Annotated in this window: 14 protein-coding genes; 9 read left to right on the forward strand and 5 right to left on the reverse strand. The window is 60.3% G+C overall.

What is annotated here, in order from left to right; translation table 11 throughout:
- Positions 1–50 precede the first annotated feature (50 nt).
- Both pssA and AC3RCM_RS11075 read left to right on the forward strand, forming a co-directional pair.
- Positions 51–1,379 (forward strand): CDP-diacylglycerol--serine O-phosphatidyltransferase, encoded by a 1,329-nt coding sequence (gene pssA, locus AC3RCM_RS11070; RefSeq protein ID WP_104887787.1) that lies wholly within the window; start codon positions 51–53, stop codon positions 1,377–1,379.
- A 231-nt stretch (positions 1,380–1,610) separates the two neighbouring features.
- Positions 1,611–2,756 carry a GGDEF domain-containing protein gene (locus tag AC3RCM_RS11075; protein ID WP_492629610.1) on the forward strand — a complete coding sequence of 382 codons (1,146 nt, stop codon included), beginning with the start codon at positions 1,611–1,613 and terminating at the stop codon, positions 2,754–2,756.
- Between the two features lie 121 nt (positions 2,757–2,877).
- Here the strand turns inward: AC3RCM_RS11075 and ppnN are convergent, their stop codons facing one another.
- A complete protein-coding gene (ppnN, locus tag AC3RCM_RS11080) occupies positions 2,878–4,251 on the reverse strand; it encodes a nucleotide 5'-monophosphate nucleosidase PpnN (protein ID WP_014590577.1) in 1,374 nt (457 codons plus the stop codon).
- 208 nt (positions 4,252–4,459) lie between these two features.
- On the reverse strand, positions 4,460–5,521 hold the full coding sequence (locus AC3RCM_RS11085) for a YeiH family protein (protein ID WP_457250601.1): 1,062 nt from the start codon (positions 5,519–5,521) through the stop codon (positions 4,460–4,462).
- 112 nt (positions 5,522–5,633) lie between these two features.
- On the opposite strand from AC3RCM_RS11085, the gene AC3RCM_RS11090 reads away from it, so the two are divergent.
- The 5 genes from AC3RCM_RS11090 (at position 5,634) to AC3RCM_RS11110 (ending at position 11,549) form a co-directional block, all read left to right on the forward strand.
- Complete coding sequence (locus AC3RCM_RS11090; protein ID WP_492629611.1) at positions 5,634–6,521, forward strand: LysR family transcriptional regulator; 888 nt, start codon at positions 5,634–5,636, stop codon at positions 6,519–6,521.
- Between the two features lie 200 nt (positions 6,522–6,721).
- A complete protein-coding gene (locus AC3RCM_RS11095) occupies positions 6,722–7,747 on the forward strand; it encodes an AraC family transcriptional regulator (RefSeq protein ID WP_492629612.1) in 1,026 nt (341 codons plus the stop codon).
- Between the two features lie 270 nt (positions 7,748–8,017).
- Complete coding sequence (locus tag AC3RCM_RS11100) at positions 8,018–9,370, forward strand: MFS transporter (protein WP_336092585.1); 1,353 nt, start codon at positions 8,018–8,020, stop codon at positions 9,368–9,370.
- Between the two features lie 28 nt (positions 9,371–9,398).
- The gene (locus tag AC3RCM_RS11105; RefSeq protein ID WP_019436941.1) at positions 9,399–10,127 is read left to right on the forward strand and encodes a nitroreductase; all 729 of its coding nucleotides are present in this window, start codon (positions 9,399–9,401) and stop codon (positions 10,125–10,127) included.
- A gap of 102 nt (positions 10,128–10,229) precedes the next feature.
- Positions 10,230–11,549 carry an OprD family porin gene (locus AC3RCM_RS11110; protein WP_104887782.1) on the forward strand — a complete coding sequence of 440 codons (1,320 nt, stop codon included), beginning with the start codon at positions 10,230–10,232 and terminating at the stop codon, positions 11,547–11,549.
- A 150-nt stretch (positions 11,550–11,699) separates the two neighbouring features.
- Here AC3RCM_RS11110 and AC3RCM_RS11115 read toward each other — a convergent pair whose 3' ends face one another.
- Both AC3RCM_RS11115 and AC3RCM_RS11120 read right to left on the reverse strand, forming a co-directional pair.
- Positions 11,700–13,112 carry a purine-cytosine permease family protein gene (locus AC3RCM_RS11115; RefSeq protein ID WP_492629613.1) on the reverse strand — a complete coding sequence of 471 codons (1,413 nt, stop codon included), beginning with the start codon at positions 13,110–13,112 and terminating at the stop codon, positions 11,700–11,702.
- 396 nt (positions 13,113–13,508) lie between these two features.
- The gene (locus AC3RCM_RS11120) at positions 13,509–13,961 is read right to left on the reverse strand and encodes an Lrp/AsnC family transcriptional regulator (protein WP_064493009.1); all 453 of its coding nucleotides are present in this window, start codon (positions 13,959–13,961) and stop codon (positions 13,509–13,511) included.
- 111 nt (positions 13,962–14,072) lie between these two features.
- Here AC3RCM_RS11120 and AC3RCM_RS11125 point away from each other — a divergent pair, with 111 nt between their 5' ends.
- Entirely contained in the window at positions 14,073–14,687 is a 615-nt protein-coding gene (locus AC3RCM_RS11125; RefSeq protein WP_064493008.1) for a LysE family translocator, read from the forward strand.
- Between the two features lie 67 nt (positions 14,688–14,754).
- Positions 14,755–15,387, forward strand: coding sequence for a LysE family translocator (locus tag AC3RCM_RS11130; RefSeq protein WP_014756268.1), 633 nt, complete (start codon positions 14,755–14,757; stop codon positions 15,385–15,387).
- A 19-nt stretch (positions 15,388–15,406) separates the two neighbouring features.
- Here the strand turns inward: AC3RCM_RS11130 and AC3RCM_RS11135 are convergent, their stop codons facing one another.
- On the reverse strand, positions 15,407–17,590 hold the full coding sequence (locus AC3RCM_RS11135; RefSeq protein WP_064493007.1) for a GAF domain-containing hybrid sensor histidine kinase/response regulator: 2,184 nt from the start codon (positions 17,588–17,590) through the stop codon (positions 15,407–15,409).
- Positions 17,591–17,698 lie beyond the last annotated feature (108 nt).

Genomic DNA, 17,698 nt, shown 5'->3' on the forward strand with positions numbered 1-17,698 from the left:
CCCGCCGGCTGGCAGGGCCGACAGTGATTGCACAGAGAAGGTGAGCGTCAGTGAACCCCGAAACCATGCTGGCGGGCTTGCCAGGCTATGCCATGGCCCCCGAAGCGATCCAGGTGCTGCCCGATGCCAGGGCTTACCGCGCCTGCCTGTTCGAGCGCATCCGTACGGCGACTCGGCGCATCGTTATCGTCGCGCTGTACCTGCAGGAGGACGAGGCCGGCCAGGAAGTGCTGGATGCCTTGTACCAGGCCAAGGCCGCGCGGCCAGGCCTGGAGATCACCATCGTGGTCGACTGGTTCCGCGCCAGGCGCGGGCTGCTGGGGGCCGGGCGTCAGCCGGGCAATGCCGCCTGGTATCAGGCCCAGCGCCAGTTGCGCGGGCTGGACATCGCGATCCATGGCGTGCCAGTGCAGACCCGCGAGCTGTTCGGGGTGTTGCACCTCAAAGGCAGCATCATCGACGATTGCGTGATCTACACCGGCGCCAGTCTGAACAACGTCTACCTGCATCGTTTCGACCGCTATCGCCTGGATCGCTACCACCTGTTCCAGTCACCGGCACTGGCTGATGCCATGGTCGGCCTGGTTCAGCGTTTGCTGCACCATACCGCCACACCGCGCCTCGACCTGCCGGCGCCACCTTCTACCCGCAGCTTGCGCGGTGACATTCGGCGTTTGCGCGCACGGCTGCGGCGCATGGCCTACGAGGTACCGGCCAGCGTGACGGGGCAGGGCCTGCAGGTGATCCCGCTGCTGGGTGTGGGCCGTGGCAATCCGCTGAACCGGGCGCTGTGCGCATTGCTGGCAGTGGCGCGCACGCAGATCATCATCAGTACGCCGTATTTCAACCCGCCGCAGGTCGTGATGCGCGAACTTGACCATGCCCTGGCGCGGGGGGTTGGGGTGGAGCTGATTGTCGGTGACCGCACCGCCAACGACTTCTACATCGCCCCTGGCGAACCGTTCAGTGCCAGTGGTGCATTGCCCTATCTGTACGAGGACAACCTGCGCGCCTTCGCCCGCCGCCGCCACGCTGCGATTGCCACTGGCCAGCTGCAAGTACGCATCTGGAACGATCCCGGGCATACCTTCCATGCCAAGGGCGTTTGGATCGACCAGCGTTATTCGCTGCTGACCGGCAACAACCTCAACCCGCGCGGGTTCAACCTGGACCTGGAGAACGGCCTGCTGATCGACGACCCGCAGGGTCAATGGCTGGCGCCACGGGAAGCGGAGTTGAGCGAGCTGCGGCGCTTTGCGCCGAGAATCGGCTCGGCAGAGGCGCTGGGGGCGAAGGCCGAACATCCCAAGCAAGTGCGCAAGTTTCTGCGTCGGCTGCGCTATAGCCGGCTGGAACCGTTGATCAAACGGGTGCTCTGACGTCGCCTGCAATGGCCCTGTCGCCGGCAAGCCAGCGAAGGGCCAGAGTGGTACGCACCGCGCATTGATGTCATTATGATATTGCTGCCCACGGCCCTTTGTCAGGGGCTGGTTTACAATGTACAGGCAACCTTGCAAGGCCCCTCTGAACGTGATCACGATCGCATGCAGTCGGGCCTTTTCCCGTTAACCAGACAGGCCAATGCGTATATGGCGTTAGATCCACCCACGATGCTGACTATTTCAGTCGCTTTGGCCGCTGCGGCCGCCTTGTACCTGGCGATTGAATGGCGCAGTGTGCGCGAAACCTCGTTGCTTTACTGGAGTGCGGGTTTCGCCACGATTACGGTTGGTAGCACCCTGGCATTGTTGCGCGGGGTCGGCTTTCTGTTCATCGGCATCTGGTTCGCCAATGGCTTGCTGGTGGTGGCCCACGTTTTTTTCCTGATCGGCGTGCTGCGCTTCACCCAGGAGCGCTTGTCACGCGCCTGGATGATGGTTGTGGTGGTCTGGTTTGCCTTGCTGCTGCTGCCCGTGGGCCCGCAGTGGTCGAAAGTGATGCTGATGGTCAACTCGTTGTTGGTGGCCTCGCTGACGCTCAAGGCCAGTTTCCTGCTGCGGCCGCATGGCAAATCGCTGAGTGTCGGGGCCGTGCAACTGCGCTATGTGTTGCTGATCCATGGGCTGTTCTATGTGGCCAAGGCGGCCATCGCGATCACGCCAGGCACGCTGATTGACCTGGCGACCTTTGGCGGGCTGATCATTCAGGTTTCGCTGGTGGAAGGCGCGATGGCGATCATGCTGATTGCCTTGTCGATGACCGGCACCGTACGTTACCGGCGGGAAGAGCGGATTGCCCGGCTGGCAGCCCGTGACCCGCTGACTGCGCTGTACAACCGGCGTGCACTGGAGGTGCGGGCGGGGCATTTCTTCAAGGACGTGAGCCCGGCGCAACCCGGGGCATTGCTGTTGATCGACATCGACAACTTCAAACTGGTCAACGACCTGCACGGGCATATCGCCGGCGACCGTTTGCTGATTGCCTTGAGCGAGATGATTCGTACGGCGCTGCCCGAGCGCTCGCTGGCGGCGCGGTTGGGCGGGGATGAGTTCGTCATCTTGCTCAGTGGCGCGAGCAGTGAACGGGTCATGGAACTGGGGAGTGGGCTGCGTGAGCAGTTCCAGCAGTACGCCGACAAGACCGTGCCTACGACCCAGGCGGTTACCTTGAGCATTGGTGCCAACTTGTTCGATCAGCCGCCGGCGAGCCTGGCGGCGTTGATCGAGCAGGGGGATGTGGCGTTGTACCAGTCCAAACGTGGGGGGCGCGACAGCATTCGGTTTTTCGAGCGGGCGGTGGTTGAACTCCGGCAATGAGCGAATCACCTAGGTGGGTGAGCTTTCATGTAACCCATGTTGGGGATCCGAACAGGCGCTCCCGACACCCGGCCCCCGCGTTTGACGGGCATCCATGCCCGTCATCAGCAAAACAGCGTGGTCAGGTCGCTACCTGATAGCACGGTACATACTCCGCGCCGCCGGGCAGCTTCATCCGGTGCTGGTCGACGAATGCCTGCAACAGCCGGCCAAGCGGGTCCAGTACGGCGCTGTCACCGTGGATCTGATACGGCCCGTGTTCCTCGATCAGGCGGATGCCTTTGTCCTTGACGTTGCCTGCGACAATCCCGGAAAACGCCCGGCGCAGGTTGGCCGCCAGTTCATGGGGGGGCAGCTCGCGGCGCAAGTCCAGGTCGGCCATGGCCTGGTGGGTCGGGTCGAACGGTCGCTGGAAGCTCTCCTCGATCTTCAGCAGCCAGTTGAAGTGGAAGGCATCGTTGCGCTCGCGGCGGAACTGCTTGACCGCCTTGAGGCCTTCGACCATGTGCCGGGCGACTTCCGCCGGGTCATCAATGATGATTTCGTACAGGCGATGGGCCGCTTCACCCAGCGTGGCGCCGACGAAAGCGTGCAACTGTTGCAGATAAGGCTCGGCGCTGCGCGGGCCGGTGAGCACCACCGGGAACGGCAGGTCGTGGTTGTCCGGGTGCATGAGGATGCCCAGCAGGTACAGGAACTCCTCCGCCGTGCCGGCTCCGCCCGGGAAGATGATGATGCCGTGGCCGACACGCACGAAGGCCTCCAGGCGCTTCTCGATGTCTGGCAGGATCACCAGTTCGTTGACGATCGGGTTGGGCGCCTCGGCGGCGATGATGCCGGGCTCGGTCAGGCCGAGGTAGCGGCTGCCATGCATGCGTTGCTTGGCGTGAGCGATGGTGGCGCCCTTCATCGGACCTTTCATCACGCCCGGGCCGCAGCCGGTGCAGACATCCAGCTTGCGCAGGCCCAGTTCATGGCCGACCTTCTTGGTGTACTGGTATTCCTCGGTGCTGATCGAGTGGCCGCCCCAACACACCACCATCTTCGGCTCCACGCCTGGGCGCAGGGTGCGCGCGTTGCGCAGCAGGTGGAAAACGTAGTCGGTGATGCCCTGGGAGCTTTCCAGGTCGATGCGCTGGCTGGCCAGCTCGCTTTCGGTGTAGACGATGTCGCGCAAGGCGCTGAACAGCATTTCACGGGTGCTGGCGATCATTTCGCCATCGACGAAGGCGTCGGCCGGGGCGTTCAGCAGCTCCAGGCGCACGCCGCGGTCCTGTTGGTGGATACGCACCTCGAAGTCTTTGTAGGCCTCAAGGATAGTCTTGGCATTGTCGACATGGGCGCCGGTGTTGAGGATTGCCAGGGCGCACTGGCGGAACAGTGTGTAGAGGCTACCGGTACCGACTTCACTCAGTTGCTGCACTTCACGTTGTGACAGCGTCTCCAGGCTGCCTTTGGGGCTGACGGATGCATTGATGACATGGCGTTGAGGCATCTAAGTCTTTCCTGTGCGGGTAAAACATCCTTCTTTGACACCACCATACCTAGAAATGTGGACGGCAACGAGGGGGGGTGTGAAAAACCTTGAGACCGAGCTGCCTGCTTCGCGGGTGAACCCGCTCCTACAGGGGCGTTGCCATCTTCAGGGCAGCACCCACCTGTAGGAGCGGGTTTACCCGCGAAGCAGCCGACTCGGTCTCCAGTCAGCCCAACAGCTTCTGCACCCCCAGGGTAATCGCCAGCCCCCCGCCAACCAGCCACAGGTTGAGGATCGCCCCGGTGGCCAGCGCCCGTGGCCCGGCCTGGCGAATCTGGCTGAAGCGGGTCTCCATGCCCAACGCCGTCATGGCCATGGTCAAGGCAAAGGTGTCCAGGCTGTTCACTGCCTGGGTCACGCTGCCAGGCAGTATTTGCAGCGAATTAACCAGGACCAGGGCCAGGAAGCCGAAAGCGAACCAGGGCATGGCAATGCGCCCGTTGCCCTGCGCCTGGCCGGCCTTGCGCGAACGGCTGATCCACAGGCCCACCACCAGCAGTACCGGCACCAGCAGCATGACCCGGGTCATCTTGACGATGGTGGCGACATGCGTGGCTTCGGGGCTGACATTGCTGGCCGCGCCTACCACCTGCGCCACTTCGTGGACAGTGCCGCCCAGCAGCAGCCCGGCGCCCATGGTATCCAGATGCAGCCAGCCGGCATTGATCGCCAGTGGGTAAAGGAACATCGACAAGGTACCGAACAGCACTACGCTTCCGACTGCCATGGCGCTTTTATGGGGAGCGCTGCGCAGCGCCGATTCGAATGCCAGCACGGCGGCGGCGCCGCAGATGGCGCTGCCGGCGGCGGTCAGCAAGGCGGTATCGCGGTCGAGCTTGAACACTTTCATGCCACACCACAGGCCGATCAGCAGGGTACTGGTGACTACCAGCACCGACACGACCAGCCCCGACCAGCCGACTTCGGCAATTTCCTGCAGGCTTACCCGCAGGCCAAAAAATGCCACGGCAATGCGTAACAGGCCGCGAGCGGAAAAATTGATGCCTGCCGCCCAGCTTGCCGGTACGCCGTCACGCAGCGCGTTGCCATACAAGGCACCTGCGACGATACCCACGATCAGCGGGCTGATGCCCAGGTTGGCGATAGCGGGCAGGGCCGCCAGTTGAGTGACTGCGACCGCGAACAGCGCGACGAAAAGAATGCCATTGAGCCGCCCTCGGGTGGAGAGGGTAGGGGCAAAGGCAGGGTTGGACGGAACCGTGGCCATGTGAGTCCTCCGGAAAAGGTGTTTCGACAAGGCCTACGTTAATCTGGTTATAAGCTTATAAAAAATCGTAATTTAGGATGGCAAATATCCGAAAATCTGATAATTTTCAAAAATGACCCCAGAACAGCTGATAACATTCGCCACGGTTGCCGAACACGGCAACATCAGCCATGCCGCTCAAGCCCTGCACCTGTCGCAGCCGGCGGTGTCCGGCCAGCTCAAGCTCTTGCAGGAGGCGTTTGGCGAACCCCTTTACCAACGTGCCGGCCGCGGCGTGCGGCTGACAGCGGCCGGTGAGCAGTTGCTGGCGCATGCCGAGCGCCTGCGCGAAACCTTCCGACAGGCGCAAGCATTGCGCGAGGCCATGCGCGGGCTGGAGCGCGGCACCTTGCGTATCGGCGCCAGTACCACGCCCGCCAGTTACCTGCTGCCTTACCTGATCGCCGATTTTCACGGGCGTCATCCGGATGTGCTGGTCAGCACCTCGCATGGCAACACGGCGGAGATCGTCGCCGCCCTGGACAGTGTTGATATTGCCCTGATCGAGGGGCCGCCCGGGCAGGAGTTGCCGTTGGGTACGCAAGTGACGCCGTGGCGCGAGGACGAGATCGTGGCGATTGTGCCCCGTGGGCATCCCCTGGCAAGCAGTGACCAGCAGACACTGGCGGCGCTCGGCACCTACCCCTTGGTACTGCGTGAAAGCGGCTCGGGTGTGCGGCAGATCGTCGAGCGGGCGTTTGCCCGTGATGGCGTGGCAATGCGAGTGGCGCTGGAGATCGCTGGCGTTGAAGGGGTAAAAGAGGCGGTCCGGGCCGGGATGGGGGTTGGCTTTGTGTCGGCGATGTCCATTCGTCATGAAGATGGGGCGCTGCACCGGCTGCAGGTAGCACCGCAGCCGCTGGTGCGGCGTTTTTCCATTCTGTTGCCGCATGCGGCTACGCCTTCGCGGGCTGCCTCGCGGTTTCTTGAATTGTGTGTGGCCATGCAAGAGGTGGGTTGACTGTACTGGCCTCTTCGCGGGCGTGCCCGCCACAGGTACAGCACAGATATTTGAAGACGGTGCTGTATCTGGACTGCCCCCAGGAAGTTGGACACCAATTCAACCCTTGGTGGCTTCTGCACATAGGGTATTGGCTATATGGATCGGCGTGTATGCTTTGCAAGGCAGCCTTCGGTATCGAGTTAGCAACGGAGCCCCAGATGGAGTTTTCTGCCCACAAAGGCACTACGTCGATCAGCCTCGTGCGGGACGCACTTCAAGGAGCAGAACTGCGTGGCCTGGATGTTGCTACTGTGCTCAGCCACGCGCATATTGATCCACGCCTGCTGGACCAGCGCTATGCCAGGGTACCTGCTGGTACGTTCTCCAGATTGTGGATTGCGTTAGCGGATTTGCTCGACGATGAGTTTTTTGCGGCAGACAGTCACCCTCTTCGCAGAGGTAGCTTCAAGCTGATGGCGCAATTGGCCCTCGGCTGCGACACCATTGGGCAGGCGCTCAAGCGGATTCTGGCGTTTCTCAGGACTGCTCTTGATGACATCTACGGGTCGGTGGAATGCGAGGGAGAGCATGCTGCAATTATCATTCATGATCATGGTGAGTTGCGAAGGGTGTTTTGTTACGGTGCCTGGCTGGTGCTCGTGCACGGCCTGCTTTGCTGGCTGTGCGACAGGCGCATTCCTATTGTGAAGTTATCGATGCGTCCTCCTCAGCCGGTGGACGACAGCGACTATCGAATGCGTTTCTGTGAGGAAATCGAGTGGAGGGCCGATAGAACCTCCGCTGTGTTCGAGAAGAGCTTTCTGGCGTACAAGGTTTGCCAAACGCCCGCTTCTCTTCCTGCCTTTCTAAAAGGCACGCCAAGTAACTTCCTTGTGAAATACCGTAACGACGACAGCACGAGCATTACGATCCGGCGGCGACTAAAACTGCTCTCTCCACACACATGGCCTGAACTCGATGAACTCGCACGCGACTTGAGCATGTCCAGTTCCACCCTACAGCGAAGGCTCTACGCTGAGGGTTTCACCTACCAACGGCTCAAAGATAATCTAAGGCGGGATATTTCCATCAGTCTGCTCTGCCGGGCAGGTATGACGGTGGATGGCGTTGCGTCAGAGGTTGGCTTCATTGAGACCAGTGCGTTCCACAGGGCATTCAAAAAATGGACGGGTATCACCCCTGGTGCTTACCGACGCTCGTTGCGTAGCCCTCGAGGGGACTAGTCCTCTGCGCTTGGGCTGATCACCCGCTGATTGAAGCCATCTGGTTTTCCAAAACTGCCCGTTCCGGTCAAGCAGAATGATGCCATTGGGCATGGTTGGCGCTTGCCATAAGGCCTACGATTTTTCTCGGGCGCCGTCTAGCTGGTGCCTCTCAACTCTCCCGACTCACACGCGGAACCATGCGTACCTGTGCGTGTGGTCGAGTTGTGCCAGATCGCTATACGTATGTGGACTTCAAAAACACAACAATAAGATTGAAGGAGACACGGTATGAGTTCTTTGAATATGTACACGTTGACCGAAGAGTCGAAGTTCAACCGCTTTCATGGACTTATTCTATTCTGGTGCGTGTTGATTCTGATTATTGATGGTTACGACTTGGCAGTGGTGGGGGCTGCCCTGCCAGCCATCATGGCCGATATGCAAATTGACGCAACCAGCGCCGGGGTAATGGCTGGCTCAGCATTGTTCGGGACAATGCTGGGCGCCATTTTTTTAGGCACATTGGCAGATCGAATTGGCCGGCCGAAAATGATCGCGATGTGTGTCGCGCTGTTCAGCGTTTTCACCGCTGCGGCAGGGTTCACTGACAGCCCGCTGACCTTCAGTATCATGCGCTTTATCGCCGGCTTGGGAATCGGCGGTGTGTTGCCCATCTGTACGGCGCAGATGGGTGAGTTCTCGCCCTTGAAAGTTCGCACCCGGCTGGTGACCATCGTTTTCGCAGGCTATTCGGTGGGCGGAATTCTGGTAGCGCTGACGGGTAAACAACTGATCGAAAGCTACGGTTGGCAATACGTGTTTTACGTGGCAGTCCTGCCAGTGGTTTTGATTCCTTTCATTCTCAAGACAATGCCCGACTCTATCGGCTTTATGTTGAAGCAGGGTCGACAAGACCAGTTGAAAGTCATCGCGCGTCGCCTTCGTCCTGACCTTGTGATCAAGGATGACACGCAATTCGTTGGCAATCCGCAGATTATCTCTGCTCAAGACAAGCCGGTACGAAGCCTTTTCCTGGAAGGCCGTGGATACAGCACGGTCATGATCTGGATGGCATTCATGACCGGGCTGTTCATGGTGTATGCGCTCAATTCGTGGCTCACCAAGTTGATGGCCATGGCGGGTTTCAGCCTCGGTTCAGCCCTGAATTTCGTCATCGTGTTCAACCTCGGTTCGATCTTCGGTGCAATTCTGGGTGGATGGCTTAGCGACAAATTCAGCATCAAGCACGTCTTGGTGGTGTTCTATGTGGTGGGCGCGGTCGCACTCACGTTGCTGGGATATACCCGCTCCACCGAACTGCTCTTTGTCGTCGTGTTCATCGTGGGGGCCTCGACCCTTGGCACCCAGCTTCTGGCCTATGCATACGCCGGCGATTTCTATCCCTCCACCATCCGTTCGACTGGCGTCGGTTTTGCATCGGGGGTCGGTCGCGTCGGGGCGATTGTCGCACCTGTTTTGATTGGTGCCTTGGTGTCGATGGCGTTGCCGCTGGAGCAGAACTTCATGGCAATCGCGCTCGCCGGCCTGGTAGGGGCTGTTGCAGTGACCATGATCAACCAATCCCGCTCGGACTCGGCTGTAGTGAGGAAGAAGGCCACGGTTGCCCACGAGCTGACCTGACCGTAATTCTGAGAGACAGGTGCCAAGTATGCTTATTGATCGCTTGCGCGAATCACCGGTAGGTTCGGACGAAACAGCCCGTTTGATCGACTGGGCAATTGTCTCACGTCGGAGCATCAGGTCGTTCCTCCCAACCCCAGTTCCGCTAGAGGAAATCGAAGCGATGCTGAACGTTGCTCGCTTTAGCGCAACAGGCGTCAACCTGCAGCCCTGGAATGTGCATGTTGTTACCGGTGATATGAAGGCACGGTTGTCCGCAGCACTTGCTGAGGTTGATGACCATCCGGCTGATGACCAACGCTTTTCTGATCCCTACGCGTATTACCCCAGGGAGTGGACGTCTCCCTACATCGAGCGGCGCAGGGAGGTAGGGTGGGGGCTCTATAGCTTGTTGGGCATCAGTCGAAGCGATAAACAAAGGATGCACGAGCAACACGGCCGGAATTATCGCTTCTTCGGGGCGCCTGTTGGCCTGTTCTTCACGATTGACCGCGTGCTTCAGGAAGGGAGCCTGCTGGATTATGGCATGTTCCTGCAAAGCCTCATGATTGCCGCACGGGGAAGAGGCTTGCACACCTGCCCACAGGCAGCATTCCTTAAATATCACAGCATTATCACTGAAATGCTGGAAATACCGAAGAGCCAAATGCTCGTCTGTGGGATGAGCTTGGGTTATGCCGATGATGGCAGCATTGAGAACACGTTGGTTACTGGCCGTGAGCCCGTGCGTGCATTCACTACCTTTCACTCAGAATAAAAACTGGCGTGGGCCCTGTCCAAGTTTGGCGGCGGGCAGGGTGATACTGTTTCGATCATTCCGCTAAAGCGGGCCTTAACCCATTTGTAGGACTGGCATTGCATGGGGCGCTTAGCGGCGGACCATGCTCAAGCACACAACAAGAACAAGGTGCCTGTGATGTCTATTGCTTTTAAAAAAACGTTGGCTTGTTCAGCAACACTGCTAGTCGCGCCTTATGCTTCTGCCGCGTTCGTGGAAGACTTCAAAGGCAGTCTTGAGCTCCGGAACTTTTACTATAATCGGGATTTTCGCAATGATGGCGCCACTCAGTCCAAGCGCGATGAGTGGGCGCAAGGTTTTATTTTGAACCTGCAATCCGGTTTTACAGAAGGGCCAGTGGGCTTCGGTATTGATGCGATGGGCTTGCTGGGGGTGAAGCTTGATTCCAGCCCGGACAGAACGGGATCAGGGCTGCTGGCCTACGATTCCGACAGGCAGGTTGAGGATGAATACGGTAAGTTCGTGGCCACCGCCAAAGCGAGGATGGGTAAGACGGAGTTGAGGATAGGGGGGGTAAACCCTCTGATGCCTCTACTCTGGAGTAATAACAGCCGCTTGCTGCCTCAGGTCTTTCGCGGTGGTTCGCTGACCGTCAACGATATCGATAAATTGACGGTAACAGCTACAAGAGTCAACGCAGTGAAGCAGCGTAATTCCACCGATTTCGAATCACTCACAGCCACTGGCTATGCCCCGGTTGAGGCGGATCACTACAACTACCTGGCATTTGACTTCAAGCCTGCGAAGGACATGACCTTCAGTTTGCACGCCGCCGAACTTGAAGATCTTTATAAATCCTACTTCGCCGGCATTAAAGTCATCAAGCCGTTGTGGGAAGGCAATGTGATCGCGGATGTTCGCGTGTTCGATGCCAGCGAGACGGGCTCCAAAAAACTGGGTGAGGTGGACAACAGAACGCTGAGTAGCTACTTCGCCTACAGCATCAAGGGACACACCATCGGTGGCGGTTACCAGAAGGCCTGGGGCGACACCTCGTTTGCGTTCGTGAACGGCACGGATACCTATCTGTTCGGCGAATCGCTGGTCAGTACATTCACTGCCCCTGAGGAGCGAGTGTGGTTCGCAAGGTACGACTTTGATTTCGCCGCGTTGGGTGTACCGGGCTTGCTGTTCACCACTCGGTACATGAAAGGTGATGATGTTAATCCTGATCTGCTGACCAGCCGCCAAGCTGCTTCACTCCGCCTCAACGGGGAGGATGGCAAAGAATGGGAGCGGGTCACTGATATCTCTTATGTTATTCAGAGTGGTCCGGCGAAGGGTGTTTCGTTCCAGTGGCGTAACTCCACGAACCGCTCGACCTACGCTGACAGCGCTAATGAAAATCGCCTGATCATGCGCTACACCTTCAACTTCTAAATAGCGAAACGGGCCGGCCTTCTGAAGCCGGCCCATTTTTCGCCATTTATTCCCAATCGAAGGGTTCGCTGTTTTCCGCCTGAATTGCACCAGGCGTTCGGACGCCTGCACCCAGCCGTTTCATCTTTTGCAACGAAAGGCCAGTACCGATTAAGCCATCGCTGCCAGCTTGGCGCTGGTCTGCCGACGACGGTAGGCACTGTCTCGGCTCGCCAGCCACCAGTACAGCGGCGAGGTGATCGCCAACCCTACCAGCCACGACAGGTCAGCCCCGTTGATGTGCTCGGAAATCGGCCCGACGTACAGCGGGGTGTTCATGAACGGTATCTGCACCACGATACCCAAAGCGTAGGCGATCAGGGCCTGCGGGTTGTAGCGCCCATAGATCCCGCCATCGACCTGGAAGATCGACTGGATGTCGTAGTCACCTTTGTGAATGGCGTAGAAGTCGATCAGGTTGATCGCCGTCCACGGCACCAGCACCACCAGCAGTACCAGCACCATGTCAACGAAGTGGCCGATGAAGTCTGCCGAAGCGAACACGGCTACCACGCAGCAGGCCGACAGCACGATCAGCGACAGCACTGCCCGGCTTTTGGCGGTGGGGATCCAGCGGTAGGCGAACGTTTGCACCAGGGTGATGATCGACAGCACCGCGCCATACAGGTTGAGGGCGTTATGGCTGATCACGCTGAGCAGGAACAGCACCAGCATGATCGGGCCGAGCGTGCCGGTGGCCAGCTTGACCGCGTCCATTGTGTCCATGCCGGCCGGGATCGCCAGCACGGCCACGGCGCCGAAGATGAACGACAGGCTTGAGCCCAGGGCCGAACCCAGGTAGGTGGTCCAGAAGGTCGAGCTGACTTTGACATCTGCCGGCAGGTAGCGCGAGTAGTCCGACACATAGGGCGCAAAGGCGATTTGCCACAACGCCGCCAGCGACACGGTGGCCAGCCAGCCGGCCAGGTTGAAGCTGCCACGGGTGAGGAAATCGTCGCTTTGTACATGGGTGAAGATGTAGCCGAAGCCGACCACGATACCGATACCCAGTACCCAGGTGCCAATGCGATTGAGCACGTGGATGAAGCGGTAGCCGATGATGCCGATGATGCCTGAACCCAGCGCCCCGATGACGATGCCCACCGGTACCGGAACGGCGTCGACCACGCCATGCAGTGACTTGCCGGCAAGGACGATGTTGGAAGCGAAGAAGCCGATGTACATGACGCCGGCGATCACCACCACCAGCAGCGCGCCGAGGGTGCCGAACTGGGCGCGGCTCTGGATCATCTGCGGAATGCCCATTTGCGGGCCCTGGGCCGAGTGCAGGGCCATCAGCACCCCGCCGACCAGGTGGCCGACAAGGATGGCGACGATGCCCCATATCAGGTTCAGGTGGAACAGCTGCACACCCAGCGCGCCGGTGACGATGGGCAACGGCGCGATGTTGCCGCCGAACCAGAGTGTGAACAGATCCCTTACCTTTCCATGGCGGTCTTGCGGGGGCACGTAGCCGATCGTGTGTTTTTCTATCAGGGGTGCCGAATTGGCTGCACTGGTCATGACTGACTCCAAGGCAAGGTAGGGCATTGGGAACTGCCCGGGGGCGTGCCGGCGGTGGGCGACGCGTTCTTGTTGGAGCGATGATGAGGGGCGCGGGGATAACGAGAAATTAGTAAATATGTGCCCATAAGCGTTAAAAAAACTAAGGCTGACAAAAGCTTAAGCGGGTGACGGTAGCAAGGAGAGTGCCAGCTGGCTGAAGGCCTTGGGGTAGAGGGGCGGCGGGGGTGGCAACCGGATCACGGTGGGCTGGGTTGGTGCGATGTGCGCGTTTTCAGGGCAGATGAAAGGTTGCCTGGGCCGGCCTCTTCGCGGGTAAACCCGCTCCTACAACGGGCTAAGTCACCTTTGCAGGAGCGGGTTTACCCGCGAAGGGGCCGGCACACGAAGAAACAGCTACATGGGTAGCAGCCGATCCTGAAGCACTTCCTTCATCACCAAGGTCGAGCTCAAACGTTTCACATTGGGAATACTGGTCAGGTGCTCGTCATACAGCTTCTGAAACGCCGGCAGGTCCTTGGCTACCACATGCAGCAGGTAATCGGGGTCGCCGAACAGCCGCTGCGCTTCGACAATCTGCGGGATCTGCGCCAGTGCCGTTTCAAAGTCCGCCACCGGCTGGCGGGTTACCTCGCGTAGCGTCACGAATACCAGCGCGGCAAAGTTCAGTCCAAGGGCGCTCGGTGCCAGCCGTGCGTGATAGCCCAGAATGGCTCCGGACTCTTCCAGTGCCTTCAAGCGCCGATGACAGGGTGACAGGCTGAGCCCCACACGGTCGGCCAGCTCGGTGACCGACAGGCGCCCGTCTTTTTGCAGCTCGGCAAGGATTTTTCGATCAGTTCTATCCATTGGGAAGAATCTTCTAATTCATGAATGTCGAGGGGAAATATACGAAAGAATATCCCCGAGCGAAATCCGTAATCTTTCGACATCCCAATGCAGTAGATAAGGAAGATTCAAGTGGCTATCAGTGTGCTGACGGCGTTCTGGGCTGTATCGATGCTGTTCGTGATTACCCCGGGCGCAGATTGGGCGTATGCCATCTCTGCAGGCATGCGCGGTCGCTGGGTGATGCCAGCGGTGGCGGGGATGTTGTCGGGGCATTTCCTGGCCACGCTGGTGGTGGCGGCCGGGGTTGGCAGCCTGCTGGCTGGTCACCCGTTGGCGCTGACCTTGCTGACCCTGGCGGGGTGCACCTATTTGCTGTGGCTGGGCGGTAACTTGTTGCTCAGCCCGTCCTTGCCGGCGGCCGGGCAGGGCGGCGCGGGGGAGTCGGGCTCGCGCTGGGCGTTGAAGGGTTTTTGCGTCAGCGGCCTGAACCCCAAGGTATTCCTGCTGTTCCTGGCCCTGCTGCCGCAGTTCACCGACCCGCAGTCGAGCTGGCCCGTACCGTTGCAGATCTTGTTGCTGGGGCTGGTCCATCTGTGCAGTTCGCTGGTGATCTACACGCTGGTCGGCTATGGCGCCAAAGCGGTGCTGAGCACCCGGCCGGGGGCGGCAAAGCTGGTCGGGCGGGTGTCGGGGATGGCGATGATTACCGTGGCCCTGGGCTTGATAGCCGGGCAAATGACCTGAATTTACCGGTTCAGAATGACTTCAGATACACTCGCTGCACCCTCATGCACAACCAGGAAGTGCCCCCATGCCCGAAACCACGCAACTGCTCACGTTCGCCCTGATTTGCCTCGGCATGGTCCTGACCCCAGGGCCGAACATGATCTACCTGATTTCCCGCTCGATCTGCCAGGGCCGCCAAGCCGGGTTGATTTCGCTTGGCGGTGTGGCTCTGGGCTTCGTCATCTACATGTTCTGCGCGGCAATGGGCATTACGGCGCTGGTGATGGCAGTACCCTTTGCCTACGACGCGCTGCGCATCGGTGGCGCGCTGTACCTGTTGTACCTGGCCTGGCAGGCGCTGCGGCCGGGTGGCCAATCGCCGTTCCAGCTCCGTGAACTGCCCGCCGACAGCCCGCGGCGGCTATTCACCATGGGGTTTGCCACCAGCCTGCTCAACCCCAAGATTGCCGTCATGTACCTGTCGCTTATGCCGCAATTCATCGAACCGGGCCACGGCAGCGTGCTGTTGCAGTCGCTGGTGCTGGGTTCGACGCAGATCGCCATCAGCGTTACGTTCAACGCGCTGATTGCGATAATGGCCGGCTCCATCGCCGTGTTCCTGGCTGGCAGGCCACTGTGGCAACAGGTTCAGCGTTGGTTGATGGGAACGGTGCTGGCGGGGCTGGCGGTGCGCATGCTGGCAGAAGGGCGCCGTTGATCGTCCATTGCGACAAGTATCAGTGGCCGAGTACTTGCCCGAGCATCTGGCACACCTGTTCTGCCGAGTAGGGTTTGGCCAGGAAGGTGAACCCTTGGTGCCCGCCTTCGGCAATCGCATCGCTAAAGCCCGAAGTAAGGATCACCGGCAACTGCGGGCGCTGGCGGCGAAGTTCGCGGGCCAGTGCCAAGCCACCCATGCCGGGCATGACCACATCGGAAAACACCGCATCAAAATCACCTGCCGGGCCAGTCAACTGCGCCAGCGCTTCTTCTGCCGAACGCGCATAGCTGATTTGGTAGCCGTGGTCCTCGAGGAACTGAGCCGTGAAGCTGCCCAGGTCGGGGTTGTCTTCTACCACCAGTATTCGTCGCCGCTCGCCCTGTACCTGCGGCTGGCTGCCGGCCGAGGCGTCTTCGGGCAAGGCCGCAGGTGAGTCCTCCTGCGGCAGGTACAGGGTAAAGGTGGTGCCCTGGCCGGGGATGCTGTTCACCTGTACATCGCCCCCGGATTGCTTGGCGAAACCGAACACCTGCGACAACCCGAGCCCGGTACCTTCACCCGGGGCCTTGGTGGTGAAGAACGGGTCGAAGATGCGCTCCAGCAACTCGCTGGCAATACCGACTCCGCTGTCGCTCACCGATATCGCCGCGAACGGGCCAGGCAGCGAAGGCTGACCGCGCAAGGCAGGCAGGCACTGGTCGGCCTGCAGGCGCAGCTGCAAGGCACCTTCGCCTGCCATGGCATCGCGGCCATTGAGCATCAGGTTGATCACCGCGGTCTCCAACTGGCTGAGGTCGGCGCGGATGTGGCAGGGCGCTTGCGGTAACTGCAGCTCGACCCGGATGCGCGCGCCAGTGACGGTGTCGAGCATGTCGGCCATGGCCTCCAGCCGAGGCCCGGCCTCGAACACCTGTGGGCTGAGGGCCTGGCGGCGGGCGAAGGCCAGTAGCTGGCCGGTCAGTTTGGCACCACGGTCGACCGTGTCGGACATGGTCTTGAGGTAGCGCTCGCGGCGCTCCTCGGCCAGGTTGGGGCGCTGCAGGAAGTGCAGCGACGAGCGGATGATGGTCAGCAGGTTATTGAAGTCGTGGGCTACGCCGCCGGTCAGCTGGCCAATGGCTTCCAGCTTCTGGGCTTGGCGCAGTACGGCCTCGGTGTGCAGCAACTGAGTGGTGCGTTCTTCGACGCGATGTTCCAAGGTGGTGTTGAGCGCTTCCAGGGCCGCCATCGCTTCGCGCACTTCGGCATGGGCCTGGGCCCGTTGTATATGTGCCCAGCATCGCTCGGTCACTTCGCTGATCAGTGTTTGCTCGTAGTCGGTCCATGCCCGGGGTACGCGGTCGTGAATCGCCATCAGCGCGGTCAGCCTGCCACCCTTGATCAGTGGCATGCAGATGGTGGCCGTAATGCCGATGGCCTGAAAAGTCGCCGCCTCGTCAGCGGCCAGTTCGCGCAGGTTGTCATTGATCACCAGGGCCAGGCCGCTGCGCAGGCGGCTGACAGCCAGGCGGCCGAAGTCATGCAGGTGATAGTGGCCCACCAGGCGTGGTGAACCGGGGGTCACCGCATCGCCGCAAATGGTGAAACCGTCCTCGTCGGGGTCCATCACCGCATAGGCGCAGCTGGACAGGCCAAGGTGCTCGACCAGCATGCGGGTGGTGATGGCCATGATCTGGTCCGGGTCGGTTGCCTCGGTCACGGCTCGCCCGAGGGCATCGAGAAAGTTCAGGCGTTGGTTGGTGACCACGCTGGCGGTGGTTTCGGTGACCGTGTCGAGCATGCCCAGAATCTCGCCATCATGGCCGCGAATCGGGCTGTAGCAGAAGGTGAAATAGGCCCGCTCCAAACCTCCGTTGCGGTCGATCATCAGCGGGAAGTCTTCGATGTACACCGCTTCACCGGCCAACGCACGGTCCGCCATGCTGCTGATTTCATCCCAGGCTTCGTGCCACACGTCGCGGAAGGGGATGCCCAAGGCCAGGGGCTTGCGACCGAGAATCGGCGTGAACGCATCGTTGTACAGGGTGATCAAGTCCGGGCCCCACAGCACGGCCTGCGGAAAGCGCGAGGCCAGGCACAGAGACATCGTGGTTTTCAGGGCGTCGGGCCAATGTTCCAGCGGGCCCAGGGGAGTGCTGGCCCAGTCGTGGTTGCGGATGCGTTCGGCCATTTGCCCGCCGCCGTCTAGCCATCTAGCCATGTGCTTTGCCGGTCCTCTTTCTCAAGGCCCTTAGGGTGCACCGAGAATAGACCGTTGGCGAGGGTTTTGTGAGGGGCTGTGCCACTGCACGAGCCTCTGCCACTGCGC

Source organism: Pseudomonas sp. GW823-FHT05G12 (assembly GCF_058795575.1).